The following is a 25,144-nucleotide window of genomic DNA, read 5'->3' as shown; positions in this document are numbered from 1 at the left end:
TATATTAAAAGTTTATCCGCTCAAAATTTGTCAGGTTTTTTCTCTCAAATCCCCTCTGTAAAAGCTAAATTCTAAAATGAACCGGATTATTTTAAATAATTTAGGTTCATTTTGGATTATCATTTAAAATAGTTCTATATTCAGCTTTTACTTTCAATCATTCAAACTAAATTATTATTATGAATGTTAAGTTTCGCTTAACTATAATGAGTTTCATGCAATTCTTTGTATGGGCTGCCTGGTTAATTACAATTGCAAATTATTGGTTTGGAACCAAACAATGGGATGGTGCAGATTTTGGAATCATTTTTTCTACGATGGGCATTGCATCACTATTTATGCCTACCATAACCGGTATTTTAGCCGATAAATGGATTAACGCAGAAAAACTTTATGCCATCTTGCATCTACTTTACGCAGCAACCATGTTTTACCTGCCACAGGTAAATGATCCGCATACTTTTTTTTGGGTAATCTTGGTAGCCATGTGTTTTTATATGCCAACCATAGCCCTGAGCAATTCGATCAGTTACACCACCTTAAAAAATGGCAATTTTGATGTAATAAAAGACTTTCCGCCCATCAGGGTTTGGGGTACCATTGGTTTTATTGCTGCCATGTGGATTACCAATTTAACGGGCAATAAGGCCAGTGCCAACCAGTTCTACATTGCAGGTATAAGTGCCTTATTGTTGGGCATATACGCTTTTACATTACCTGCTTGTAAGCCTTTAAATTTAATCAGCGATAAAAAAACATTTGCACAGAAACTTGGACTCGAATCTTTTAAGCTTTTCGCCGATTACAAAATGGCGTTGTTTTTCATCTTTTCTATGTTTTTAGGAGCTGCTTTGCAACTTACAAATGCTTATGGTGATGTTTTTCTGGATGAATTTAAATTATTCCCCGTTTTTGCAGAATCATTTGTCATTAAATATTCTACCATCATTTTATCAATTTCGCAGGTATCAGAAACACTTTTTATTCTGGCTATTCCTTTCTTTTTGAAAAGATTTGGCATTAAATGGGTAATTGCAATTGCGATGTTTGCCTGGGTACTACGTTTTGGTTTATTCGCCTATGGCGATCCTTCAACCAACCTCTGGATGATCATTACTTCATGTATTGTTTACGGAATGGCATTCGATTTCTTTAATATATCAGGATCGCTGTTTGTTGAAACATCAACTGCGCCAAAAATCCGTTCTTCTGCACAGGGTTTATTTATGATGATGACTAATGGCTTTGGTGCCGTGTTTGGCAGTTTGGTTTCAGGTTGGATGATTAGCCGCTTCTTTACCACTTATTACAGTACGATTGCTTCGCTCTCCAAATATGTTAAAAGTGAGGAAGACAATGTACACTTACTTAAATTTCTTAAAAATAAAGGAATTGATGTATTGCCTAACGGAAACCTCAGCAGGGCCCTTGATGTAAAGGACTGGCATAACATCTGGTTAACTTTTACCATTTACGTACTTGTTATTGCAGTCGTTTTTGTGGTCATATTTAAGCATAAACATACACGGGCAGAAGTAGAAGCTATTAATCATTTATAATTCCAATTTATTCCAATGCCAGCTGGTAAGTATAGAAAAGAACACAACTGCCTAAACTGTGGCGCTCATGTTGAGAAACATTATTGTAGTGATTGCGGTCAGCCAAATTTAGAATTAAAAGAAAGTTTCTGGGCTTTTATCAGCCACAGTATTGCACATTACTTTCACTTCGACAATAAATTCTTTCAAACCCTCTCTCCTCTTTTAACAAAGCCTGGGCAGGTAACGCTCGATTATTTGGCTGGTAAAAGAGCCCGGTACATTAATCCGGTAAGCATGTACATTTTTGTTTCCATCGTATATTTTTTGGTGGTGTATTCGCCAAAACACGTAGAAAAAGACCCCGATAATGGACATATTGGTATCGAAAAGAAAAAGGATGAAAATGTTACAGATAGTGTAAATAAAGCACTAAAGCTTACAGGTATATCTAAAGAAATTGCAAATAAAGCTACAAGATCGATTAACGAAGCAATCAAGAAGAAGGAATTTGTAAAACTTGGTTTTGCTGATCAGGAGAAAGAATTAAATAGACTTAATGCAGAAAATGCTAAACTAAAGTCTGATTCTCTAATTGATATGATCAATGAATATAATGATATTCACATCGAAAGGAATGATAGTACCTATGCAGCTTATCTTTTGAGACAGAAAAAGCTGCCTGTTTCCAAACAAGATAGCTGGTACGATAGACTGATTAAAAAGCGGTCAATCACACTTGGAGAAAAATCTGAGGTCATCCAGGAAACTCTGGAGCATAACCGCCCGAAGCAATATTTTTTATTGATGCCATTGCTGGCCTGGTTTATTATGCTCAACTTCAGAAAAAACCACATCTACTATCTGGATCACCTGATTTTTACTATCCATGGTATGATGGTTTATTTTATCGTCGCCATTATCACTCAGCCGGTAATGAAACATGTTTTTGGGGAAGATTCTTTTGTCAGCAAAATTATTGAGGTGGGTGTTACCATATTTCTGTTCTGGTATATGTTTAAGGCACTTACCATTTTTTATCAACGCAAAACGTGGAGCACAATTTTTAAAATATTCTGGATATTGATCCTGTATGCAGTAGCTTTTAAACTATCGGAAATAGTGATGATTAACCTGATTTATTACGTAGCTACCTAAAATTGTATCGTCATTTCGACCGTAGCGGAGAAATCTTTGAACTATCCACTTAAACGTTCTTTAAAAATCTCTCCATTTCGCTTTGCTCCAGTCGAGATGACGGATAGAACCCATAAAAAAACCACCCAAGATACTCGGGTGGTTTTTTTATGGGTTTTATAGAATTATTTTCTGTCTTTAATCTCAACAAATTCTCTGTCAGTTTCGCCTACATAAATCTGACGTGGACGACCTATCGGTTCTTTGTTTTCGTGCATTTCTTTCCATTGTGCAATCCATCCTGGTAAACGCCCTAAAGCAAATAGAACAGTAAACATTTCGGATGGGAAGCCTAATGCGCGGTAAATAATACCTGAATAAAAATCTACATTCGGATATAACTTACGGTCGATAAAGTATTGATCGGTTAAAGCCGCTTCTTCTAATTTTTTAGCAATTTCTAAAATCGGATCATCAATGCCCAGGTTTTCTAAAATATCATCACAAGCTTTTTTAATAATTTTAGCTCTTGGATCGAAGTTTTTGTAAACCCTGTGCCCAAAGCCCATCATGCGGAATGGATCATTTTTATCTTTCGCTTTTGCAATCCATTTCTCTGTATCACCGCCATCAGCTTTAATCAACTCTAACATGTCGATCACCGCCTGGTTAGCACCGCCGTGCAGTGGACCCCATAGTGCCGCAATACCGGCAGCAATTGAAGCATATAAATTACAATCAGAAGAACCTACAATACGAACGGTTGATGCTGAACAGTTTTGCTCGTGATCTGCATGTAAAATAAGCAATTTATTCATGGCATTAACCACAATCGGATTTACGTCGTAATCTTCGGTACGTTGTCCAAATGTCATCCAAAGAAAATTGGTTACATAATCGTATTTATTTTTTGGATAAATCAGTGGATGACCTAATGATTTTTTATAAACGAAAGAAACAATGGTTGGAAATTTAGCCAAAAGTTTGATGATGGTTAAATCTTGTTCTTCTGCGGTTTGATTTGGCTTTAAGCACTCAGGATAGAATGTAGACAATGAGAAGATCAGGGAGCCTAACTGACCCATTGGATGAGATCTTGATGGATAACCATCAAAAAATTTCTTCATATCCTCATGTATGAGTGTATGTTTACTGATTTCGGCCTGCAGTCCTTCTAATTGAGTTTGCGTAGGAAGATCACCATAGATAATCAGATAAATAACCTCTAAAAAACTCGATTTTGCCGCAAGCTCTTCAATAGAATATCCCCTGTATTTTAAAATGCCTTTTTCACCATCTAAAAAAGTGATTTTACTTTTTGTAGAACCAGTATTTTTAAAACCAGTATCTAAAGTTACAAAGCCTGTTAGATCTCTTAATTTCGAAATATCAATGGCCTTTTCATCTTCTGTTCCTGTAATTACTGGCAATTCTACTGTCTTACCATCAACTTTTATCTCTGCAATATCTGACATATTATTGTATTATGTTTATAGCTTTCTAAATTATATAAAATTAATATACATGCATAACAAATCTGTTAAATTAATATGAATAATTAGTCAAAATGACGTAACAATCATGCTTAATTAAACCCGTTTTAGCACCTTATTTTGCCTTAATCTCTTCGGCAACTCTACCACATTCTAACATCTCGTTACCATAGTAAGGATTTTTAATTTCCTTTTCGGTTGATAACCAATCACCTCCGTCTCCCTTATTCGCCATAGGGCAATGTTGAACATATATCGTGCCTTTTTCTATTTCTGCATTTTTAAGCAAGGCGATTAAATCGGCACTTAAAACAGTGAATTCTTTTCTTTGCGAAGCGAGATTCTTGCTTGCAGCGATTTTTCCTGAAACAGCTGCAGTAGGCTCGCAACCTTTATAGGCAGCCAAACTCGTTTGTAACGTTGCTGCCGATTTTTGTGCACTGGCAGAATCTGATTTTACGAGTGCATTTTTTAAATCTACATATTGGTTAAAGATTTGAGATTTTTGCTTGTCTTTTATAGAAACCTCATTTTTAACCGATGCCGAATCTGTTTTTATTGAATCTTTAGTTTTTGCAGATTTTTTGTCTGTCTGGTTACAGGCCATTAAAGCGGTAAGTATTACTAGTCCGAATATTCTTTTCATTTGTATTTGGTTTTCGGCTCAAAATAGCAATTAAAATGGTAAATAAATAAAAAAGTCCCGATTTTCATCGGGACTCCAAAATTAAATGATGTTCTAATTATAATTTAAAATTATAAGCCAGTCTCAGGTTAAATTGTCCGGTTTTCATGAAGTAAAGATCGGAAGCGCTGTTATTTACATACCCCTCATATTTTACGCCAAGATCAAGACCGTTTTTCCATTCGTAACCTAAACCACCGGTATAAATAAAGTTCATGTTGGCACCCTCTTTTATGGCTAAACCTGAACCAAGTTCGGTAGCAAGATACATTCTTTCAATTGGGAATACCCTCACACCACCCATTACCGGAATAAATTCGAATTTTAGCGGGCTGCCTTTCCATTTTAAACGGGTATAACCGCCGGAAGCTGTAACAGCTACATACGGGCTTAAATCATACTGAAGTTTTACATCTGCACCATAACCATAATCCATTTCCGAACGATCTGGAAATAATCCAGCATTTACACCTACGCCGATTTTGAAAGCCATTCCGCTTCCGGTAGTCATTGGCTCGGTGGAACCCATTGTTTGCGCTTTTAAATTAGAAGTGGTTAAAATTGCAAGAGCCGTTAAAGTCGTTGCAAAAAGTTTAGTAGCTGTTTTCATTTTAAGATATTTTAAGTTATCAATTAAGGATTTAATTTATATACGTTAAAATATCTATGGCGGATTTTCAAATTTTCATTTTTTTCAGAATGTTATGGAATATAAAGGCCTCCTCTATTAAGGAGGCTTTTATAAAGCTATTAATTATTGATTAATTGATAGGGTTATTATTTCTTCTTGGTTCAACACTAATACTCAGTACATTTCCATTAGTTATTTCACGTGTCACATAACTACCATTTGACATTCCTATAATAATAGGTTGGTCAAATGTTAGGATAGCTTCCGCTAGATTATCTGAGCCTAACATTGTTTTTATACTATATGTTCTCTTGTCAGTTGTAGTTGCAGTTTCGCCGAATTTTAAACCCAGTTTTGCTACAGATGCGAATTGAGGTTCGAAGCCAAAATTAGTGGCAAAGGTGGTTGTATTTTCATAACTTTTAGTTTCTTCTTGAGTGCCATCTACTTCATAAAAAATAAATTTCCAGGCCGTGCCATAATTTTCTAAATCCCAAGGAATTAATTCAATATTTGGATGGAATTCTTTAGGAATAGCATTCCTGAATCCATATATTTTTCTGCCAATAAACTTAAGTTCGCCAGTCAATTCATACTGTAGATCGAATAACTCCGATGGTCTAACACTCATCTGCCTAACATATTCATTTCCAGCTCCATTTTTAGCGTTTACCAATACTGAAATTCTAAATTCAAAATTTCCATCTGTCCACATTGTTGTTGGTAAATTCCCTGTGTTCGGCCCGGTGGCGTAAGAATTATTTACTCTAGGATCACCATCTTGATCTGAAATTATTCCCAAGGCATTTGGCGTTAAAAATTTAAATGATGTAATATATTCGCTATAATAGTTTCTAAATTTCCCTTTAGGACTGCTTGAAGTAATACCGTAATAAACATAATCGCGATGCCAATCATTACCAGAATTGTATGCATCAACATTTACTTGGTCAATCGCATTTAAATCAGACACATTCGGTGATGGTGCAACACGACTAATTGTCCCTTGTATACTAGCCAACTTATTTGTTTTTAACGATAAAGAGGAAGTTGATTTTTCAACAGGTAAACTACCATCATAAGCTTTATCGATGAACTCAAATGAAAGACCATTTGAAGTATTAGAAACGAGCTTTACACCACTACTTTTTACAGCTAATTTGTTATTACCTTTTTTGACAATCACCCGCTCATTTTCCTTAACAACTAAAACCGGAAATCCGGGTATTTGTTTTTGCGATAATTTTACTTCCACGCCCTTATCATCATACAATGAAACGGTTCCAGCTTTATCCAAATTAGATACAGCTATTACCGGAGCCTCGCTGATTGTATTCCAGCTAGCGGGTGTAAAGTTAGGCAAGGTAGGAACAAAAATTGTTAAAAGAGGAAATTCTCTTTCTATAGCTTCTAACTCTTTCTCAGTGGTAAAATTTAGCAATTTAGACCTGAATGATTTACCATTGCTAATCTCAGCATTTTTTATTTGATAATATAAAATATCATTATCCCGATCAAATTCTTTTAAACCTTCTGTTTTAATAAACTTTCTTAAATCTTCATCTGATTTCACTGCTTTTGCTAAAATTTTTGCAAATGATGTTTGCAATTCTACGGTTCTACTTTTGACTTCTAAGTTTTCAATTTCTTTTGATGAGTTTTTGCCTATCTCTTTTTTACAACTTAATAATGATGTTGAAACTAACAATCCTGTCAGCAGTAATTCTAATGTTCTTTTTTTCATAGTTATTGTTTTTAATAATAGATGCTACAAATGTAGTAAAAAACAGCACTAACTATAAATTAAGTTACTATATTTAAATATGTTTATATTTTATGTTAATAGTGTTAAATTAAATATATTAAACTAATTAAATATACAAAAAAGGTCATATGTAATTTAATACATAAGACCTTTTTGATCTTTAATTCTTAGATATTTACAAGCTAAATCCGTAAGCTAAGCGAATGCCAGCAAAACCAATACTACCATTGTTAGAGTAACCTTCGTATTTAGCAGCTAAATCTAAACCATTGCTCCATGCATAACCAATTGCCGGAGAATAAACAAATGAAGTACCAGAACCTTTAGTTGTACCAAAACCAGCACCTAACTCTGCAAGGCCATAAGCACCCGCACCCGAATCATTAAAGAAATATTTTGCACCTGCTTTAACCGGAATTATGCCGAAGCTTCCACCTCCGTAAGAGTCTTTTCTAGAAAAGTTATTATAGCCCGCAGTTACAGGAATTGATAATTGCTTATCTACGTTAAATTGATATCTGATATCACCACCTAACACTAAACCATATCCAGTTGATGTTCCCGCTCCTACATTTAATCCTATTCCTAAGTTCCGACTTGATTGCGCGTTAGCATTTGTAGTAAAGAATAAAGCCACGACAGCTGCTGAAGTAGCAATAATTTTAGTAATTGTTTTCATTTTTAAGATATTGTTTTTGAGTTAAACTAATATCTTCAACAGATACAAAGGTTGTGCCAAAAGGGCTTTATTAATATAATTTAAGCGATAAGACAACCTTAAGATGACCAATAAAGTTAATTTGAAGCAACTGAAACCTTTTCAAGTATTAACTGTTTTAACAGGTTTGTTGATGCAGATGCATCCAGCCAGATAATCTCCACATTGTCCTTTTCCATTTTCCTGAAAAAAGTATTTTGTCTTTTGGCATATCGGCAAATAGCAGTACCAAGTCTCAGCTTTAATTCTTCAAAAGTTAATAATCCATCCAGGTAATTCACAATGAATTTATATTCCAGTCCGTAGAAAACCAGTATTTCTTTACTAATGCCCTCTTTAAGTAATTGTGCTACTTCTTCAATTAAGCCTGCATTGAATCTTTCGTTTAATCTGGCTAAAATTTTAGCTCTGGTCACCTCTACTTCATTCTTCAATCCAAAAATAATCGGTTTAATTTCCGGGCGATCTACTGTTTCCAGTGTATGATGTTTTAAATAATCTGCTATTTCTAATGCGCGGATTAATCTCTTTTTAGAGGATAGATCAACATGGCCGGTTTCCTGGCTTTTATCATTTTGCAATTTTAAAATCAATTCCTCTTTCGATAATAAATTTAGTTGATCTCTCAACTGTTGATTTACGGGAACAGCAGTAAATGTTTGATTTTGCAGAAGGCTATGGATATACATTCCTGTTCCACCACAAAGGATAGGGATTTTGTTTTTTTTTGTTATAGATTCAAAGGCCTGATAGAAATCATTTTTAAAAGCATCTACATGATAACGCTCGCCAGGTGTTAAAATATCGATTAAATGATAAGGGATGGTTTTGCCGTTTATATGATATTCTTGCAAGTCTTTTCCTGTGCCAACATCCATTCCTTTAAATATCTGACGGCTATCGGCACTAATGATTTCTCCATTTAAAGCATCTGCTATGCTTACGGCCAGCCTGGTTTTGCCAGAGGCAGTTGCGCCTAAAATGATAATGAGGTTATGCTGATCCATTAAAACTGGAGAATGAATTTTAAACTTCCTGTATGATATACCTCTTGTGCAAAAACCTGCTGATCTTTTTTAAGCTGACGATTTAGATTTTCATCCAATATGTAAATCTGAGGTTCCAAAACGGCGGTTTGCCTGAAACCCAATTTGATATAAGCCTCCCCTGCCGACCAGTCCCGATCTGCATAAGTCATCAGGTCATTAGGTTGATAGGTTGCAGCGAAAAAGGAAATCAGTTTACTTAATCCTCCGGTAATGGAATAACCCGCTTTAACTGCAAACCTGATCAGTTCTGCAGATTTATAATTTTCGGTATGATTCATTTTACGCAGTGCCGAAAAAGTAGCAACAGCCACGAGTTCCTCTTTTTCAAATAAACCAATTTTATAACGGCTGTTTACAGATCCCTGCAGGTGATTTTCAATTAAAAAAGAATCAGCAACAGGTTTGGTAATCTTGAATACTTTGGTTTTCCTGCCATGAATACGAATATTTTTACCAAGCAGAGATTTTATTCTCGCCAAAACCTGATCTGGTTTTGATAGCCAGAGATCTTCCCATAGGTGAATGAGTTTCGTATCTATGCGCTGATATTTTTCCTGTAAACCTATAAGATCGCGTGGGATAAATTTATGGTTTAAACTAACCAGGTGGATGATCAATTGATGATTAATCCGTAACAACTGAAATCCATCTTCTAAATAAAAAAAGTACCCGATTTTATGATGAGCAAGTGCTAGATTAAATTGATGGTGCCAGTTATCTTCGGAAATTAAGTTATTCAATCAGTAGAAAGTTATTGAGAAAAATTATCTGCTGCAAATTTAACCATCATATTTTTAAATCCATTCTTTTTCTTTAAAGTTCGTATGGATAATCTCCACTAAAGTTTCTACTTCTTTTAATTTGGTATCATCAAGGCTCGAAATTTTTAAACCTGCTTTATTTTCTCCAAAATTGTGTAAATCGTGATTTTCTGCAGAAAATTCATCCGTATTGATTTTAACTTCTACAGCATCACCGTTAATATAAACACCTGTAAAAAAGCGTTCTGTTACTTTTTCGCCGTTTAATTCAATATTTTTTTCACTGTAGAGATCATACCCATTTTCCGAATTTTCGTGTACCGTATATCCGCGGGTGGCGTATGGTTGTATTCCGGCTCTAATGGTCTGAAAAATTTCAACAAGATCAGTTTTCATAATTGTATTTGATTTTAGAATTAAACACCATAGTACAATTATTGTTTAATTTTTATTCTGTCAGCCACCAATTTTCCGTAGGCAAATATTCGTTTAAGATTACGGTTTCGCCCAATTTTGGAGTAACTAAGGGAAGCTGCTTCTCTGCTGCTGCTAAAACAACTCTTTTAATAGGTTCATTCCAGGGATGCATGGCTAAGCTAAATTTACCCCAATGTACAGGCATTAAAACTTTTGCTTTTAAATCAATTGCGGCCTGTACGGTTTCTTCTGGAAACATATGGATGTATGGCCAATAGGCGTTGTATTGTCCACACTCGAGTAAGGCTAAATCAAAGGGACCAAACTCCTCACCTATTTTAGCGAAGTGTGTATCATATCCGGAATCGCCACCCAAAAATAGCTGGTAGTTTGTAGTTTTCAGTACAAAGGCTGACCAAAGCGTTTGATTCCTTTTAAACTTTCTCCCGGTAAAATGTCTCGCCGGAACAGCTGTTAATTGCAATTTGTTAAACAATGTTATTGATTCGTTCCAGCTCAGTTCATTTATGTTTTCTTTCTTAATTCCCCATCGCTCCAGATGTGAACCTATTCCAAGCGAAGTGACGATGGTTTTAACTTCTGGCGAAATTTTTAAAATACTACTATAATCAAGGTGATCATAATGATCATGTGTGATGATCAGGATATCGATATTTTTAAATTCTTCTGCTTTTAGTACATCGGTGCCCAAAAAAGCCTTACTTCCGATAAATGAAAATGGAGAGGGAGTTTTGCTAAATATAGGATCAACCAGAATTCTTAAATCAGCTATTTTGATCAGGTAAGAGGAATGTCCAAACCAGATAATTTCGGGAGAATCACTTTTAGGAGTGCCATTTAAGTCGGGTGAAATATAAGGAAGCGCTTTATCAGGAGCCTTATTCGGGTGTTTTTCAAAAAGGAATGCGTTTAACACCTTAAAAAAGCTAATACCCTCAGGTTGCATTGGCGTTAAGGACTGGTTTTGCAAGGCACCATCATGATAATTAGCTAGGTGGCGGATTTTTTCCAGCCGTAATCCTTTTGGTAAACGCCCAAAAACCGGAAGATTCGTAATGACTAAAAATGTGATGAAGAGAACGAGTACAATATATAAGGCTATCATGTTATTTAATAAGTGAAGCAAAGTAATGAATATGCTTTTACAAAAAAACATGATTTGGATATATATGACGCATGGATTACTTCTTAGAGATTTGAATGGCAATGCCTCAAGTTGTTAAAGCATTGCTGTAAAACTTAAACAATTGGAATAAGCCCAACCCTATGTATAACATCCCTAAATTTTATACCTTTGGGAAGGGTTAAACATATAGCTTAGATAACTTTTGTACCTGCTTGCAGGAAAATAACCCAATTTGACGAGGAGTGGTACGAACACTTCTCGTCTTTTCGTTTAAATGAGATTGTATATAAAACAAGTTTCATTAAAAATTTGTTGAGGTGAACGCAATTCTTATTAACTTTATCATGCATTGAACCCCTTTAAAAGTGCTATGGCTAATTTTTCGATAAGTCTATAATTGTAAAGGTTTAGTAGTTTGGTAGCGCCATTAGTTTTCCGAAATTATTGATATTTATATAACAGCGGAAAGAAATGAGGAAAAAAAATAGCGCAAACGTTTGATTAATTTGTATTATTAAGTATTAAAGAAATTTAATGTAGTTTAGCACTCAAGAATGCAGTCGAAACCAACAACCATCAAAGAAATAGCCAGAATCTTAAACATTTCTCCATCCAGTGTTTCCAGGGGATTGCACGATCATCCGAGCATTGGAGCGGTTACGAGAGAGAAAATTAAGCAGCTGGCGAAGTCGCTAAACTATGAGCCCAATAATGCAGCTATTCTTTTTCAAAAAGGGAAAACGTATACTATTGGTGTAATTTTACCAGAACTGTCAGAACACTTTTTCTCCATCGCTATTTCTGCAATTGAAGATGAAGCTATTAAGAAAAACTATACGGTAATTTTTGCGCAATCACACGATCATTATGAGCAGGAAGTAAAGCTCGTTGAGAAAATGAAAAATCAACGGGTAGATGGCTTATTGGTTTCCATCAGTAAGGACACTTCTAAATTTGATCATTTCGAAAAGCTTAATTCATTTAATATACCAGTTGTATTTTTTGACCGGATACCGCCATTAAAAAACGTGCATTATGTTGCTTGTAGCCTGGAAAGTGCAACAGTAAAAGCTGTAAACTATCTATTGAAAAAGGGACACAGAAGTATTGGAATGATTAACGGCCCTAATACTTTATATGCGAGTGAGGAGCGCAGGGATGGTTACATACAGGCAATTACTTTTAACCGGTTAAAATTCGATCCATCCTTAGTAGTAAACTGTGATTTAACCGAACAAGGTACAATAGAAGCTGCCGAACAGTTTTTAAACCACAAAAGAAAACCAACGGCTATCGTTGCTTTTAATGATTATGTAGCGCTGTTTCTGATCAGATACTTTAAAAAGTTAAATGTAATTAATGATTTTGATATAGTGAGTTACGCAAATTTGCCTATTATCAGCTACTTAGATAATTCACCTGTAGCTTCAGTAGAGCAATATCCATATTTGCAGGGACAGAAAGCCGCCAATATCCTGTTAGATCTTATTCATAGTCCTAATTCTGAAAACCAGGCCTATTACAATACCATCGTAGAGTCTGATCTGATTATAAATGAAGTAAAAGAATAAACAAACGTTTGCGCTGAATTACTGGCTTTTGTTTAAACTTCCTGGTAAAATATTATACTGCTTTTTAAAGGCAGTAATAAAGTGTTGTGCATTTTTATAGCCTACAAGAAAAGAAACTTCATTTACAGTTTTCTTTTCTTTGGATAAAAAATAATGGGCTTTTTCCATCCTGATCTTGTAAAGATAGCCAAATACAGTAAATCCCGTTAGTTCCTTAAAACCTCTTTTAAGTTTATAATCATTAATACCAACCTTCCGCGATAATTCCATTAATGAATTCGGATTTTGTAAATCGTACTCAACCAATCGTTTGGCCATTAGAATTTTTTCTATATCATTCTTTTTTATTATGCCTGTTTGTTTTTCTTGTTTTTGATTAAAATAAGCAATAATCAATTCAAATATCCTGGCCTCCAAAAATAGTCGCTTTAATCTAGCTTCGTGTCTGGGGTAAATAATTTGCTGCAGTATCAAACCAATTTCCGGGCTGGTGGATTTTTGGATGGTTGTTTTAATCTCATAGCCAGGTTCTCCTCCTGTTACCTGGCAGAAATATTGTTCGGTGAGCTGTATATAAAGATAACTGGTTTTCTCTACTACATTAAATTTAATCGAATTAACCCTGCCTATATTAAAGTCCTGCTCGTTTTTAGCCAGTGATAAAAAATTATTTTGGTGCCTGTTATTATAATAATTAATTGTGCCGCTCAGACAAAATAGAAAGCCAATATGCTGTTGGGAAGATTCAAAGCTAAAACTTTCTTCCTCTTGGGGGCCAATTTCTACAATAGCAATATGAATCCCGCTAAACCACTTTTGGTTTATACGCAAGTTGGCATGAGCTGTTTTTAACTCTGATACCATCTCCTCTACATCTTTAATACCATCAAAATTATCAGGGTAGGTGTGCTCATAAATAATTTTTCCTTCTGGATAGGTAGAGAGTTTAACTTCCATATTTATTTAATCCGTTTAGCGGTATTAATTATCCGTTTAACGTTATCTGCTTTTATTGAATATCTACAAATTTGCATAATTATTTATAATTAGTCTAAATAAATGAAGATATATTTATCAATTGCCTTATCGCTTTATGGATTTGTTACTGTGGCTCAGGAAATTAAAATGGATACAGCAAAGGCAAATGATTTGAGAGAGGTAGTAATTACGGGACAGTACGGGCCGCAGACTTTGAAAAATTCGGTATACAATGTAAAAACCATAAGTGCAGAACGGATTAAGTTAAGAGCAGCAACCAATGTACAGCAGATTTTAAATACCGAACTCGGTTTTCGTTTTAGCAATGATTTAACCTTAGGCACAACTGATGTTTCTTTAATGGGAATGACTGGCAGGAATATTAAAATTTTATTGGATGGCGTACCTATGGTAGATCGATCGGATGCCCGCGAAAGTTTAAATCAGATAGACGTTAATACCATTGAAAGGATTGAAATTGTAGAAGGCCCGATGTCTGTTATATATGGTACTGATGCTCTGGCCGGCGTAATTAATATTATAACCAAAAATCCCGGAAAGCCATTGTTAAGCGTTAATGTGCGTGTACAGGAAGAGACAGCTGGAAAAGAATATAACCTGCTCCATGGTGCGGGTCAGCATAATCAGAATCTGAGTATTAGTTGGCAGCAAAAAGGCTGGAGTGTTTTGCTTGGTGCATCACATAACGATTTCGGTGGCTGGAATATGGCTCCAAAAACAGCATTTTTAGAAGAATTTAACAGCCATAAAAATCAATGGAAGCCTAAGGAGCAATGGCTTGGTAATACTAAAATCGGTTATAGAAATCAAAATTTCAATATATGGTATCGTTTAGATGGGCTAAACGAGGATATTGATTCGCGTTTTGGAATAAATCCATCAAGTTTCGAAGGGAAGCTGTCCACGTACACGACCAAACGTTATACGCAACAATTGCAGTCCGAATGGAGGGTAAATGATAAATTACAGGTTACAGCTATAGGAGGTTACACCGATTTACAACGATCAACCCATACTGTTATCCATAATTTTACAAACAACACAGAACGATTAAGCGTGGATCAGGGCGAACAGGATATCGCAAAATTCAACTCAGCTATTTTTAGGGCCACTGCAATTTACGTATTGAATCAATCAATTGTATTTCAGCCCGGAATCGAATACAATAGAGATGCAGCCAGTGGGCAGAGAATTAACGGATCGCCGGTCATCAATGATTATGCAGCGTTTATTTCTGCCGAGATTAAACTTACCGGTGGAATAAGAGTAAGGCCAGGATTGAGGTTTATTAAAAATTCCATTTACGATGCTCCACCTGTAATTCCGTCATTAAATACCAAATTTACTTTAACAAAAGATTTAGATCTGCGTTTGGCTTATGCGAAAGGTTTTCGTTCACCTGCCTTGAGGGAATTGTATTATGATTTTGTAGATGCCAGTCATAATATTTTGGGTAATCCCAATTTAAAAGCAGAAGAATCGAATAGTTTTAATGGTTCTTTGGCATGGTCAGGCATACATGAGAAAGATTTGCAATTCCGCTCTAACCTATCGGCTTTTTATAATCTATTTAAAAACAGGATAAATTTTGCTCAGTCTCCTACAAATAACACTATAACCTCACTATTTAACGTAGAAAAATATAAAACTACTGGTGGTACATTGGATAATACCTTGATTTATAAAAATATTCAAGCTACACTGGGTGTATCATATATCGGCCGATACAATGATTTAAGGGTGAGCAATCCACAATTGGAAACTCCAGAATTTGCTTGGGCTACGGAAGTAAATTCGAATATAACTTATACGCTTCCGAAAATAAATGGGAGTATCAGCCTCTTTTATAAATATACGGGGAGCTTACCAAACTATAAACTTACTATAGAAAACGATCCCAACTCAGTAAGACTGACAAAAATTGGCGATTTCCATACTGCAGATTTAATGCTGAACAAAAATCTGTTTAAATCTTTAACCATTAATGCTGGTATTAAAAACCTTTTTAATGTTACACAACTCAGCAATACTTCAACCGCTACTGGCGGGGCGCATAGCATAGGTGGCGATGTTCCATATAGTTATGGTCGATCGTATGTACTTGGGCTAACCTATAACTGGAATAAACTTTAACAATAATAACATAATTAAAACAAGATGAATAAACTTAACTCAATGATCGCTGTGGCTTTTTTAGCAATAACATTTACAGCTTGTAAAAAAGATACCGATGAACCCATTTTTATTGCTCCACCTTCTGATGGAAGTACGTTAACACTTAGTGGCAAAACAGCAGAATCAAACTATACAAATATCGTTTATGTAGATTTTAGCGCAAATAAACAGACTTCTGCAGAGAGAAAAAGCTTCAATATCGGGTTAACTTCTGATGGTAAATTCAGAGTTGTACTTAACTCCTCCTATCAAACTACCGCAACGGCTACCTCAAAAACCGATATTACAGCTGTTACACTGGCAGATCCTGGAACAAACGTTAATTTAAATCACGACATCATGGATCCGCTTACTGTATCATTAGTTGATTATTGGGATGGAAATGTCACTAAAACAGCTTTTGCTGAAGTAAGTGCTACCGAAGCAGATAATAAAGTTTATTTATTAAGCTATGAAGGAAATAAGGATAAAGACAAGTGGTTTAAATTAAAAGTTACCCGTAACGGTTCTGGTTATAAAATTCAATATGCCCGGCTAAATGAAACTGTAATAAAAACTATGGATGTGCCTAAAAGTGCCGATTATAATCTGGTTTTTGTTTCATTAGAAAACAATAAAATTGTTCAGGCCGAACCAGCAAAAAGTGCATGGGATATTTCATGGAGTTATAGTACGTTTAACTCTGGTTTAGGGTCGCCTTATTGGGTTCAGGATTTTATTTCTATTAATAACTTAGGCGGCGTAAGTGCAGCAATGGTATCTAAAAAAGACGCTTATTCAACGTTTACAGAGGCTGATTTAGCTGGTATTACTTTTCTATCTGCAAAAGATGTGATTGGAACAAGCTGGAGAACTTCGCCTAGCCAGGCAGGTACAGGCGGTGCAGTTAAAAGTGATCTTTGTTATATTATTAAAGATGCTGCAGGTAATTATTATAAACTGAAATTCAATAGTTACATTTCTGGCGACGGTGGTGAAAGAGGTAAACCGGTTATCGAATATAAATTGGTTAAAAAAGGATAAATGTAAGTAAGGCTTATCGCCCGTTAAAAAATATGTTTTGTTAGTTGGATAGATGCTCTCCGCGATGGGGAGCTTTATCTTTTTATAGGTGTTATTAATTTGTGGGCTTCATGCTGATCCGGTAGCTATCGGATTTATTGCAGCATCTATATGGTAAGCTCATTAAGACCCTGAAACAAGTTCAAGGTGACGATGTGCGAACCTGTGAGACTTACGAATTCTGACGCACATATTACGGTTAAACTTCTTAAGTATAACAAATGCTATAAACGCAAAAAGGGGCCTGGCATACCAGAACCCTTTTTGTTTCATACTCGCGAAATATTATTTTCCAGAGTTTTTCTTGTCAGTTACTTCTGCACGGATTTCTTGTGCTAAAACTTTAAGATCTTGCATTGCTTTACGCACACGAGTACCAGCAGCTGCATTGCCAGCATTATAAAATTTTTCTACATCTGCTTCAATAGCAGCAACAGCAGCTTTAACTTTTGAGAATTTTTCCATCGCTAATTGATGTTTTTAAGGTTTAAAAAATTTATTTTTTTCAATAATACATATTTACCTTGAATTAACAACAGAAAGCAAATATTTATTTACAATAAGTTTTGCACATTTTCAGAATCAAAAAAATGCCCTGGAACTTATTGCAGCCCCATTTTTCACAATTCGTAGATAAAATATTATCACTTATGCCAATTGTTCAGAGAGCTTGATCAGGTTATTGAAGGTTAAGTTGGCACTATTTACACATCGTTCATAATCCGCTTCAGAGATATGCTGATTGATTACAGAAACAAATATTTTCCATTTTGTGCTAAGCTCCTCACCGTAAACACCATAATAATTTAGGCCATCTTCGTGGTTTTTAAAATTCGGATTGGCAAGAATATGCCTTTTTATTACGTTACCCCCCAATGTTGCCCCTTCTAGCACATATAATGCGCCTAAAACTTCTGCCGTATTTATTTCCGGCACAAATAATTCAAAATTTAATCCTGGTAAGGTTAAGCTACTGATATTCCAGTAATTTAAGTCTTGCGTTAAAGCATTTAGCTTCAATCGTTCTTTCATCCCCAATTGCTCAGCAATAGCGGCGTCCAGGCTATTTGCAAGTGTATTCTCTAATTTTTGGTGAATAATATAATTAATAGTTAATAGCTTTTTATACTGATCTGTACTTAACGAATTGTTCATAATCTCATTAACGAACATCAAGGATTCTAAGGTTTTATGATTTTGTGCAGTTTCAGTTCTCAATAAATTGGAAATCATATTTGGGAGTTTATTACTAAATAAAAAAGATTCGGACTTAATGTCCGAATCTATCTATGTTGTTTATTCAATTTTAATTTAACCTTAAATGTTGGTTAAACCAAAAGTCGTGTACGGAATGTACACATTTAACTAAGTTTTCGTAACCGTCAGGTTTGGTAAGGTAGGCATTGGCGCCAAATTCTATTGAGGCTTTTACATCGTCCGGATTATCAGATGTTGAAAACAAGATTACGGGTATGGTTTTCAGATAAGGAATATCCCGTATAAATTTTAATAAATCCAAACCAGACAGGCCTGGTAAATTCAAATCGAGTAAAATTAATTTCGGCTTAGTTTTATTTTCAGCAAAATTTTGAAGTTTTTTCAATGCTTCTACCCCATCTTCAACTATTGTTAAATTCAGTGTATCCTTAACTTCCTGTACAGCACTTTGCATAAAAAATGCATAATCTATATCATCCTCAACATAAAATATATCTGGTGTTTTCATTTATCTGTTTTTAAAAGCTACAAAAAAGGTCGATCCTACATTCAACTTACTCTCAAACCAAACTCTGCCATGATGTTTTTCTACAACCCTTTTTACAATAGCAAGTCCCACTCCTGATCCTTCAATCTCCTTCACATTATCCATACGTTTAAAAAGTTCAAAAACTCTGTCATAATACCGGTTATCAATTCCTATACCATTGTCTTTAACTGAATAGATAATCTCTCCTCCGTCTATATACGAAGAAACCTCGATTTTGGGTTCATTAACCATGGCAGAGTATTTAACAGCATTTCCAATTAAATTTGTAAAAACCTGCGTAATCATGGTTTTATCACCTTTGATGTTAGGGAGTTGTCCTAAAATTAACACTGAATGATCTGCTTTATAGGCCGACCACACCTCGCTTTTGATATCTTTTATCAAAGATTCTATGTTGACTGTTTCAAAATTAACCTCAGAACGGCCGACTCTTGCTAAATTTAAAATCTCCTTAATCAATGAGTTCATTTTATCAGCGCCGGCTAAAATCCTGCTTAACATTTTTTTACCTCCATCATCTATGCTCTTGTTTTTAAGCATCAGCTCTGCGTAAGTTTTAATCGAGGTAAGAGGGGTTCTTAAATCATGTGATACGGTGTAACTAAACGTATCCAGTTCTTCGTAAGCTGCCTGCAATTTCTCATTAAGTAATCTAATTTCATTCGCCTTTTTATTAATATCGGCAATGATAATTTCTCGTATCCTTAACACAGAGTCAACTTCTTCAGCCATCCATTTTTCAGACGTGTTGTTCACTACCTCCGACCAGATTTCGAAAGATTTACGCGGAGACAGGCTCATTAAACCATTTTCTGATGGAACTACAGATTTTTCAGGATTTCCTGCCCAATTTACGTTGGTAATCATTTCGGGTTTAAACCAAATCACCATTTCACCCATTTCCCTATTGATAATACAGGAAAGAATACCGGAAGCTACAGATTTATATTTTTTAGCGGGAGAATAGATTTCAGATAATCGATGGGTATAGAATATCGACTCATCATTGGCCGTTTTCAACCATGCTGAAAGTGCTCTTATATCTTCTTCCAATGGTACATTTCCAATAGTTTTGAGTTCATTTTCGAAAATGACGGCCACACCTGACGCTTTGGTAACATTTAAAATAGTACGTTTATGCGTAGTTATCGCCTCAATTAAATACTTATCACGTGTTAAATGCTCTGAAAGAATGTTTGCGGTACTTTTAAATTGCTCAATAATTTTTGCGTCTTCTTCTTCCTGGCGATATTCCAATGCAGAGGAAAGAATTTGTCCGATTAGCTTTGCACCTTCTCTCGCTTTATAATCAATAAATTTCGGACTATAATTATGGCATGCAATTAAACCCCAAAGCTCTCCATGAGAAATTAAGGATATACTAAAACTGGAGTGAACACCCATATTCTTTAAATATTGAATATGTATGGGAGATACTGCTCTTAAGCCTCCATTGGTTAAATCAAGTGCTTCATTTTCTTTAAATGTAATAATTTTTGAATCGGCTATGTTTACGTCTGCAATTAGCCTCGTTAAATTAAGTTTATAAAGTTCTCTGGCTTGCTTCGGGATATCTGATGCCGGATAATGCAGGCCAAAAAAAGCTTCTAATGTTTCTTCTTTTTCTTCTGCAACAACTTCGCCGTGGCCATCTTCCAAAAATTTGTAGATCATAATACGGTCGTAATTGATCAGCCTTTTTACTTCTTTGGCCGCCCCCTTCAATAAGGCGGAAATGTTTTTTCCCTGAAGCATGGATGAAGCTGAACGGCCAATTGAACTTTGAATGTCGAATTGCAGCGTAACAGGTTCAAATTCTAGTAACCAGTCGTTTTTTGATGAAGAAATAATGAGATAAAACGGATGTCCGTTAATTTCGATGGGGTGCGGGCTAATGGCATCGAAACTTTTGCGTATAATACCCAGTTTCAGTAAATCTTCAATATTAAACGCAGCGTCTTGTTGTTTAATAGAGTGATTTAAATCTGACAGTGGTTTATTTAATAAGCTTCTGGCTTGTTCTTGTAAAAAATCTCCTGTATTTTCACTGATATAGGTAATGGTTGAGCTGTTCTTGTCAACAGCTACCAGAAAACCATGTGATTGAATTTTGCCCGGGATATGAATGGGTTCTTTATCACAATTGGTTAGGTCTACAGAAAATTTAGTCATACGTATTTTATTGCAGCAAATTTAATTTAACGAATCAACAAATATAAAGGGTATATTTTAGAATGTCTCTAATTTGATAAATTCGGATTTGAGATTTGTTTTTTATTATATATTTGTTTGAATTTAAAAAAATCATTCAAACTTTGGCAAAGAAAAATATTTTAGTTATTGAAGATAACCATGCAATCCTTGATGTTATTACACTTATTTTAGAAAGCGAAGCTTTTAATGTTGATGGACTGAACAAAGGTGCTGATTTTATTAACCATGTTCAGGAGTTTAATCCAGATGTAATAATTATGGATATTATGCTCCCTGACGTTGATGGAAGGGTACTTTTAAAAGAACTTAAAGAGACAGAGTCTACCATGCATATTCCCGTATTAATGATTTCTGCCCGTTATAATGCGAACAACTATACATTAGATGGTATAGAAGCAGATGATTTTATGGCCAAACCTTTTAACATCGACGAGTTGATGGACAAGATTTATGCTTTGCTGAGGAAATAGTTTTTATTCAGCCATACCTGGCAATTTTATTCCTCCAAGTTTTAGGTTTTTCATTAACACTTCCAGAAAAGAGAGTTTAGTATCTGTAAATCCGTGTGCATTGACCCAAACATTTATATTTGCTCTGAAACCACTATCTTCTAAAGCAGATACGCCTATTCTCCGTTCTGGTGTTTTTAAACAAGAACTAAATTCATCGACTGTTTTATTGAAAATGGAAACCACTTTATCATAGTCTATCCCATAACTAAATTTTATTTCAATATCCAATCTTCTAATACCCTCTCTGCTGATATTGATAATCACTTCGTTCGATAATTTACTATTGGGAATAACTACAGTTCTATTGTCAAAGGTTTTAACTATGGTATAGAATATCTGGATTGAAGATACCGTTCCTTCCTGGCTTTGTGCAATAATATTATCACCCACAACAAAAGGTTTTAATAGTAAAATCAATACACCACTGGCAAAATTTTGCAGCGTACCGGATAGTGCTAAGCCAGCTGCAACTCCAATACCACCTATCAAAACTGTTAAAAAAGTAAGCTGAATGCCAATAATCTGCATTACAGTAAGTACGAGTAAAATTCTTAAGCTAATGAGTATTAAACTGGTTAAAAATGGGCGTAATGAAGGATTTATATCTTTGCGGTGCATACCACCCTGCATCCATTTTCCCAGTAACTTAATCAACCACAAGCCTAAAATAAGCAACACAATACCTAAAATTACAGATGGCCCTTTATCAATTATCCAATCATAGGCCTTATCATAAAAATGGTCAATATTACCGGCATCAATCTTCATATTAGTATTCTCTGTCTCTTATTACTGGTTTTTCTCTTTAACTGCCTTGTCTTTAGTTACATCTACTTTCTTTGCATCTTTTGCTGATGTAACTTTATCATCAGCGCCTTTAGCTTTTGTATTTTTCGGTGCCGTAGCCTTGCTACTTTCTGCCGATGTTTTAGAATTTTTCATCTTTTATAATTGTTAATCTTCAGCATTCAGCCATGCCTTTGCCTCTTCTATTTCTTCGGGTTTAAAGCCTTTTGATTTACCAGGTGTAGCGAGGGTGAAAACATCAGTAAACCACTCAACTCCTTTTTCAGCGCTTACTACTGCAATTTTTTTCCATTTGTTAAAATTCTGTAAACCTGCTTTAACGTCTTGTACCCAGGCACCGGCAGTAAAATTCTTCACATCAGTTTCCAAAACAAGCAAATACCTGATTTCCTTAAACCGGTCGGCCGTTCTTTTTAAACCCGTTAATAGAACGCTCTTAATATCATCGCTTGTAACTTCTCCGGTAGCTCTTACGCCAAAAATATGATCTGGAAGCCCTGTTATTTCTGTTAGCATACTTTTTCTTTTATTTAACAACACTTTAATTCGATAAGAAGTTTGCCATTTATGTAAATTCTGAAAAGTTGTATAATAATAAAAACACTTGTCTTACCGATCCTGTTATAAAACAATATTTACAAAATCAAAATAATTCTATGAAAACCAACTTGTTAAAACCTTTCACCATTGTTTGTGGAATGGCTGTTTTACTTTCAGCCTGCACAGGTGAAACTAAAACCACTGCAGCGACAGACTCAACTATAACTGACTCTACTCTAAATGCGGCATTAAAACCTGCGGGACCAGCACCTGAATGGGGAAAAACAATAAAACCGGAAATGCAGGTGGTAATAGAAAAATTAAGCAGTTATGGGGATAAGCCTTTAGAAACTTTAAGTGCTACTGATGCGCGTAAGAATCATACACCCACAGACGCGGTAATGGATTTAATCAAACAAAATAATATTGTTGTCCCTGCACCTAAGGTAGATACAACGGGTAAGGATATTGAGGCTAATGATGGTAAAATTCATTTGCGCGTTTACACCCCTAAAAAAGGAAATGGACCCTATCCGCTCATTGTTTATTATCATGGTGGCGGTTTTGTTATCGCTAATTTAGATGTTTATAATGCATCTGCCCAGGCTTTGGCTGAACAGGTTAATGCAATTGTGGTTTCTGTAGCTTACCGCTTAGCACCCGAAAACAAATTTCCCACAGCACATAACGACGCTTTTACAGCCTATGAATGGGCTATAAAAAATGCAGTTGACTTAAAAGCTGATCCAGCAAAAATTGCAGTGGTTGGTGAAAGTGCAGGCGGGAATTTAGCGGCAAATGTATCTATTATGGCCAGAAACAAACATATCATGCTTCCTGTACACGAGGTTTTGATCTATCCTATTGCTCAGGCAGATATGAATACAAAATCGTATAAAATGTATGAAAATGCAAAGCCGTTAAATAAAGCGATGATGAGCTGGTTTACCGAAAAATACCTTAATAGCATGATCGAAGCGCAAGACCCTAAAATATCATTGGTTAATGCCAATTTAAAAGGACTTCCGCCAACAACTATTATCACGGCTGAAATAGATCCCTTACATGATGATGGAGTAATACTAGCCGAAAAACTGAGCGCTGCCGGGGTAAAAGTTAACAGTAAAAATTATGAAGGAGTAACACACGAATTTTTTGGGATGGCGCTACTTGTGCCTGAAGCGAAAGCTGCCCAGGCTTATGCCGCAGATCAATTGAAAGCTGCTTTTAAATAGTTAAATCTTTCTGGAGCAAAACATAAGGTTTAGCTCCAGAAAGATTTTGCTTAGCGCTTGGCGTAAGCGTTTGCAAAACGCCCAACTTAACTACGCTCCTTTCTTCGAACCTAAGCTCTGCATCAGTTGATCATACAAATCATCACTGGAAGCTTTTTGAGGTTTCATCTTCTTCACAGTAGCTCGTTTTCCTTTAGCTTTTGCTTTAATAATTTTCAATAATTCGGTACTGTAATCATCTTTAAATGTACTCAAATCGAATTTTGAGCTATATTGTTTGATCAAAGCTAATCCCACATCCATTTCTTTTTTGGTGATGGTAATATCATCAACCTTATTAAGCTCAGATAAGCTTCTGATTTCCTGTTCGAATCTGATTTTTGTGATTACAATTACGTTTTCCATGGGATGAATAACACAGAGATTTTCTGTATTCCTGAGAACAAATCTGGCCACGCCAGCTTTACCAGATTTTTGCAATGCTTTTAACAACAAACTATAAGCTTTTTTGCCCTGCTTTTCAGGCTCGGTATAATAAGAAGTTTCGTAATAAATAGGATTTATCTCTTTTATATCAACAAAATTCTCTAATTCTATAATTTTAGTTTTTTCAGGTGCAGCCTCTTCAAAATCGTGCTTATCTAAAACGATGTACCTGTCTTTTAAAAAATAGCCTTTAACTATTTTCTCATAAGGAACTTCTTTATGTGTATTTTCATTTACTCTAAGGAATTTAATCTTTGCATGATCGCGTTCATCGAGCATATCTAAATCAAGATTACTGTTCTGGACTCCTGAAAACAACTTAATCGGGATATTTACCAAACCAAACCCAATCGAACCTTTCCATATTGATCTCATAGCTTAATATTTACTTACTAACAAGCACCTAAAACAGATTGTTTTGGGTTTATTAAGCG

25 protein-coding genes are annotated in these 25,144 nt (G+C 35.2%); 7 read left to right on the top strand and 18 right to left on the bottom strand.

What is annotated here, in order from left to right; translation table 11 throughout:
- Positions 1 to 179: 179 nt before the first annotated feature.
- The gene (locus FFJ24_RS08790) at positions 180 to 1,559 is read left to right on the top strand and encodes a nucleoside permease (protein WP_138821149.1); all 1,380 of its coding nucleotides are present in this window, start codon (positions 180 to 182) and stop codon (positions 1,557 to 1,559) included.
- 15 nt (positions 1,560 to 1,574) lie between these two features.
- Positions 1,575 to 2,696 (top strand): DUF3667 domain-containing protein, encoded by a 1,122-nt coding sequence (locus FFJ24_RS08785; RefSeq protein ID WP_138821148.1) that lies wholly within the window; start codon positions 1,575 to 1,577, stop codon positions 2,694 to 2,696.
- A 164-nt stretch (positions 2,697 to 2,860) separates the two neighbouring features.
- Here FFJ24_RS08785 and FFJ24_RS08780 read toward each other — a convergent pair whose 3' ends face one another.
- The 9 genes from FFJ24_RS08780 to FFJ24_RS08740 all read right to left on the bottom strand — a co-directional run bounded on the left by FFJ24_RS08780 (position 2,861) and on the right by FFJ24_RS08740 (position 11,320).
- Positions 2,861 to 4,150, bottom strand: coding sequence for a citrate synthase (locus tag FFJ24_RS08780; protein ID WP_138821147.1), 1,290 nt, complete (start codon positions 4,148 to 4,150; stop codon positions 2,861 to 2,863).
- Positions 4,151 to 4,283: 133 nt separating this feature from the next.
- Positions 4,284 to 4,814 (bottom strand): DUF3347 domain-containing protein, encoded by a 531-nt coding sequence (locus tag FFJ24_RS08775; protein ID WP_138821146.1) that lies wholly within the window; start codon positions 4,812 to 4,814, stop codon positions 4,284 to 4,286.
- A 97-nt stretch (positions 4,815 to 4,911) separates the two neighbouring features.
- The gene (locus FFJ24_RS08770) at positions 4,912 to 5,463 is read right to left on the bottom strand and encodes a porin family protein (protein WP_138821145.1); all 552 of its coding nucleotides are present in this window, start codon (positions 5,461 to 5,463) and stop codon (positions 4,912 to 4,914) included.
- 151 nt (positions 5,464 to 5,614) lie between these two features.
- The gene (locus FFJ24_RS08765; RefSeq protein WP_138821144.1) at positions 5,615 to 7,228 is read right to left on the bottom strand and encodes a hypothetical protein; all 1,614 of its coding nucleotides are present in this window, start codon (positions 7,226 to 7,228) and stop codon (positions 5,615 to 5,617) included.
- Positions 7,229 to 7,424: 196 nt separating this feature from the next.
- A complete protein-coding gene (locus FFJ24_RS08760) occupies positions 7,425 to 7,928 on the bottom strand; it encodes a hypothetical protein (RefSeq protein ID WP_138821143.1) in 504 nt (167 codons plus the stop codon).
- A 116-nt stretch (positions 7,929 to 8,044) separates the two neighbouring features.
- Complete coding sequence (miaA, locus tag FFJ24_RS08755) at positions 8,045 to 8,974, bottom strand: tRNA (adenosine(37)-N6)-dimethylallyltransferase MiaA (RefSeq protein ID WP_138821142.1); 930 nt, start codon at positions 8,972 to 8,974, stop codon at positions 8,045 to 8,047.
- Positions 8,974 to 9,756 (bottom strand): hypothetical protein, encoded by a 783-nt coding sequence (locus tag FFJ24_RS08750; RefSeq protein WP_138821141.1) that lies wholly within the window; start codon positions 9,754 to 9,756, stop codon positions 8,974 to 8,976. Before FFJ24_RS08750 ends, miaA begins: the two co-directional genes overlap by 1 nt.
- A gap of 54 nt (positions 9,757 to 9,810) precedes the next feature.
- Complete coding sequence (locus FFJ24_RS08745; RefSeq protein ID WP_138821140.1) at positions 9,811 to 10,173, bottom strand: hypothetical protein; 363 nt, start codon at positions 10,171 to 10,173, stop codon at positions 9,811 to 9,813.
- A gap of 52 nt (positions 10,174 to 10,225) precedes the next feature.
- A complete protein-coding gene (locus FFJ24_RS08740) occupies positions 10,226 to 11,320 on the bottom strand; it encodes an MBL fold metallo-hydrolase (RefSeq protein WP_168202419.1) in 1,095 nt (364 codons plus the stop codon).
- 575 nt (positions 11,321 to 11,895) lie between these two features.
- Here FFJ24_RS08740 and FFJ24_RS08735 point away from each other — a divergent pair.
- On the top strand, positions 11,896 to 12,912 hold the full coding sequence (locus FFJ24_RS08735) for a LacI family DNA-binding transcriptional regulator (protein WP_138821139.1): 1,017 nt from the start codon (positions 11,896 to 11,898) through the stop codon (positions 12,910 to 12,912).
- 18 nt (positions 12,913 to 12,930) lie between these two features.
- Here FFJ24_RS08735 and FFJ24_RS08730 read toward each other — a convergent pair whose 3' ends face one another.
- Positions 12,931 to 13,869, bottom strand: a complete 939-nt coding sequence (locus FFJ24_RS08730; RefSeq protein WP_138821138.1) for a helix-turn-helix transcriptional regulator — start codon at positions 13,867 to 13,869, stop codon at positions 12,931 to 12,933.
- 102 nt (positions 13,870 to 13,971) lie between these two features.
- Between FFJ24_RS08730 and FFJ24_RS08725 the strand changes: the two genes are divergently transcribed.
- Both FFJ24_RS08725 and FFJ24_RS08720 read left to right on the top strand, forming a co-directional pair.
- Positions 13,972 to 16,044 carry a TonB-dependent siderophore receptor gene (locus FFJ24_RS08725; RefSeq protein WP_138821137.1) on the top strand — a complete coding sequence of 691 codons (2,073 nt, stop codon included), beginning with the start codon at positions 13,972 to 13,974 and terminating at the stop codon, positions 16,042 to 16,044.
- Positions 16,045 to 16,068: 24 nt separating this feature from the next.
- Positions 16,069 to 17,109 (top strand): HmuY family protein, encoded by a 1,041-nt coding sequence (locus FFJ24_RS08720; RefSeq protein ID WP_138821136.1) that lies wholly within the window; start codon positions 16,069 to 16,071, stop codon positions 17,107 to 17,109.
- Positions 17,110 to 17,433: 324 nt separating this feature from the next.
- On the opposite strand, the gene FFJ24_RS08715 is transcribed toward FFJ24_RS08720, so the two are convergent.
- From FFJ24_RS08715 to FFJ24_RS08700, 4 genes are all read right to left on the bottom strand, one after another.
- Positions 17,434 to 17,613: a hypothetical protein gene (locus FFJ24_RS08715; protein ID WP_010602585.1), complete on the bottom strand. Its 180-nt coding sequence runs from the start codon at positions 17,611 to 17,613 to the stop codon at positions 17,434 to 17,436.
- A gap of 183 nt (positions 17,614 to 17,796) precedes the next feature.
- The gene (locus tag FFJ24_RS08710) at positions 17,797 to 18,381 is read right to left on the bottom strand and encodes a biliverdin-producing heme oxygenase (protein ID WP_138821135.1); all 585 of its coding nucleotides are present in this window, start codon (positions 18,379 to 18,381) and stop codon (positions 17,797 to 17,799) included.
- A 73-nt stretch (positions 18,382 to 18,454) separates the two neighbouring features.
- Positions 18,455 to 18,874 carry a response regulator gene (locus FFJ24_RS08705; RefSeq protein WP_138821134.1) on the bottom strand — a complete coding sequence of 140 codons (420 nt, stop codon included), beginning with the start codon at positions 18,872 to 18,874 and terminating at the stop codon, positions 18,455 to 18,457.
- Positions 18,875 to 21,088 carry an ATP-binding protein gene (locus tag FFJ24_RS08700; RefSeq protein WP_138821133.1) on the bottom strand — a complete coding sequence of 738 codons (2,214 nt, stop codon included), beginning with the start codon at positions 21,086 to 21,088 and terminating at the stop codon, positions 18,875 to 18,877. It abuts the gene before it with no gap.
- Between the two features lie 143 nt (positions 21,089 to 21,231).
- On the opposite strand from FFJ24_RS08700, the gene FFJ24_RS08695 reads away from it, so the two are divergent.
- Positions 21,232 to 21,600, top strand: coding sequence for a response regulator transcription factor (locus FFJ24_RS08695; RefSeq protein ID WP_138821132.1), 369 nt, complete (start codon positions 21,232 to 21,234; stop codon positions 21,598 to 21,600).
- A 3-nt stretch (positions 21,601 to 21,603) separates the two neighbouring features.
- Here the strand turns inward: FFJ24_RS08695 and FFJ24_RS08690 are convergent, their stop codons facing one another.
- The 3 genes from FFJ24_RS08690 to FFJ24_RS08685 are packed head-to-tail and all read right to left on the bottom strand — an operon-like array spanning position 21,604 to position 22,965.
- The gene (locus FFJ24_RS08690) at positions 21,604 to 22,410 is read right to left on the bottom strand and encodes a mechanosensitive ion channel family protein (RefSeq protein WP_138821131.1); all 807 of its coding nucleotides are present in this window, start codon (positions 22,408 to 22,410) and stop codon (positions 21,604 to 21,606) included.
- A 21-nt stretch (positions 22,411 to 22,431) separates the two neighbouring features.
- On the bottom strand, positions 22,432 to 22,584 hold the full coding sequence (locus tag FFJ24_RS26015) for a hypothetical protein (protein WP_168202418.1): 153 nt from the start codon (positions 22,582 to 22,584) through the stop codon (positions 22,432 to 22,434).
- A 12-nt stretch (positions 22,585 to 22,596) separates the two neighbouring features.
- The gene (locus FFJ24_RS08685) at positions 22,597 to 22,965 is read right to left on the bottom strand and encodes an STAS/SEC14 domain-containing protein (protein ID WP_138821130.1); all 369 of its coding nucleotides are present in this window, start codon (positions 22,963 to 22,965) and stop codon (positions 22,597 to 22,599) included.
- Between the two features lie 140 nt (positions 22,966 to 23,105).
- Between FFJ24_RS08685 and FFJ24_RS08680 the strand changes: the two genes are divergently transcribed.
- The gene (locus FFJ24_RS08680) at positions 23,106 to 24,224 is read left to right on the top strand and encodes an alpha/beta hydrolase (RefSeq protein ID WP_138821129.1); all 1,119 of its coding nucleotides are present in this window, start codon (positions 23,106 to 23,108) and stop codon (positions 24,222 to 24,224) included.
- A 90-nt stretch (positions 24,225 to 24,314) separates the two neighbouring features.
- Here the strand turns inward: FFJ24_RS08680 and FFJ24_RS08675 are convergent, their stop codons facing one another.
- Positions 24,315 to 25,085 carry a Ku protein gene (locus tag FFJ24_RS08675; RefSeq protein ID WP_138821128.1) on the bottom strand — a complete coding sequence of 257 codons (771 nt, stop codon included), beginning with the start codon at positions 25,083 to 25,085 and terminating at the stop codon, positions 24,315 to 24,317.
- Positions 25,086 to 25,144 lie beyond the last annotated feature (59 nt).

This window comes from Pedobacter sp. KBS0701 (assembly GCF_005938645.2).
GTDB lineage: Bacteria > Bacteroidota > Bacteroidia > Sphingobacteriales > Sphingobacteriaceae > Pedobacter.
Note: the sequence above shows the minus strand (reverse complement) of the source record. Positions and strands in the feature narration are given on the sequence as shown.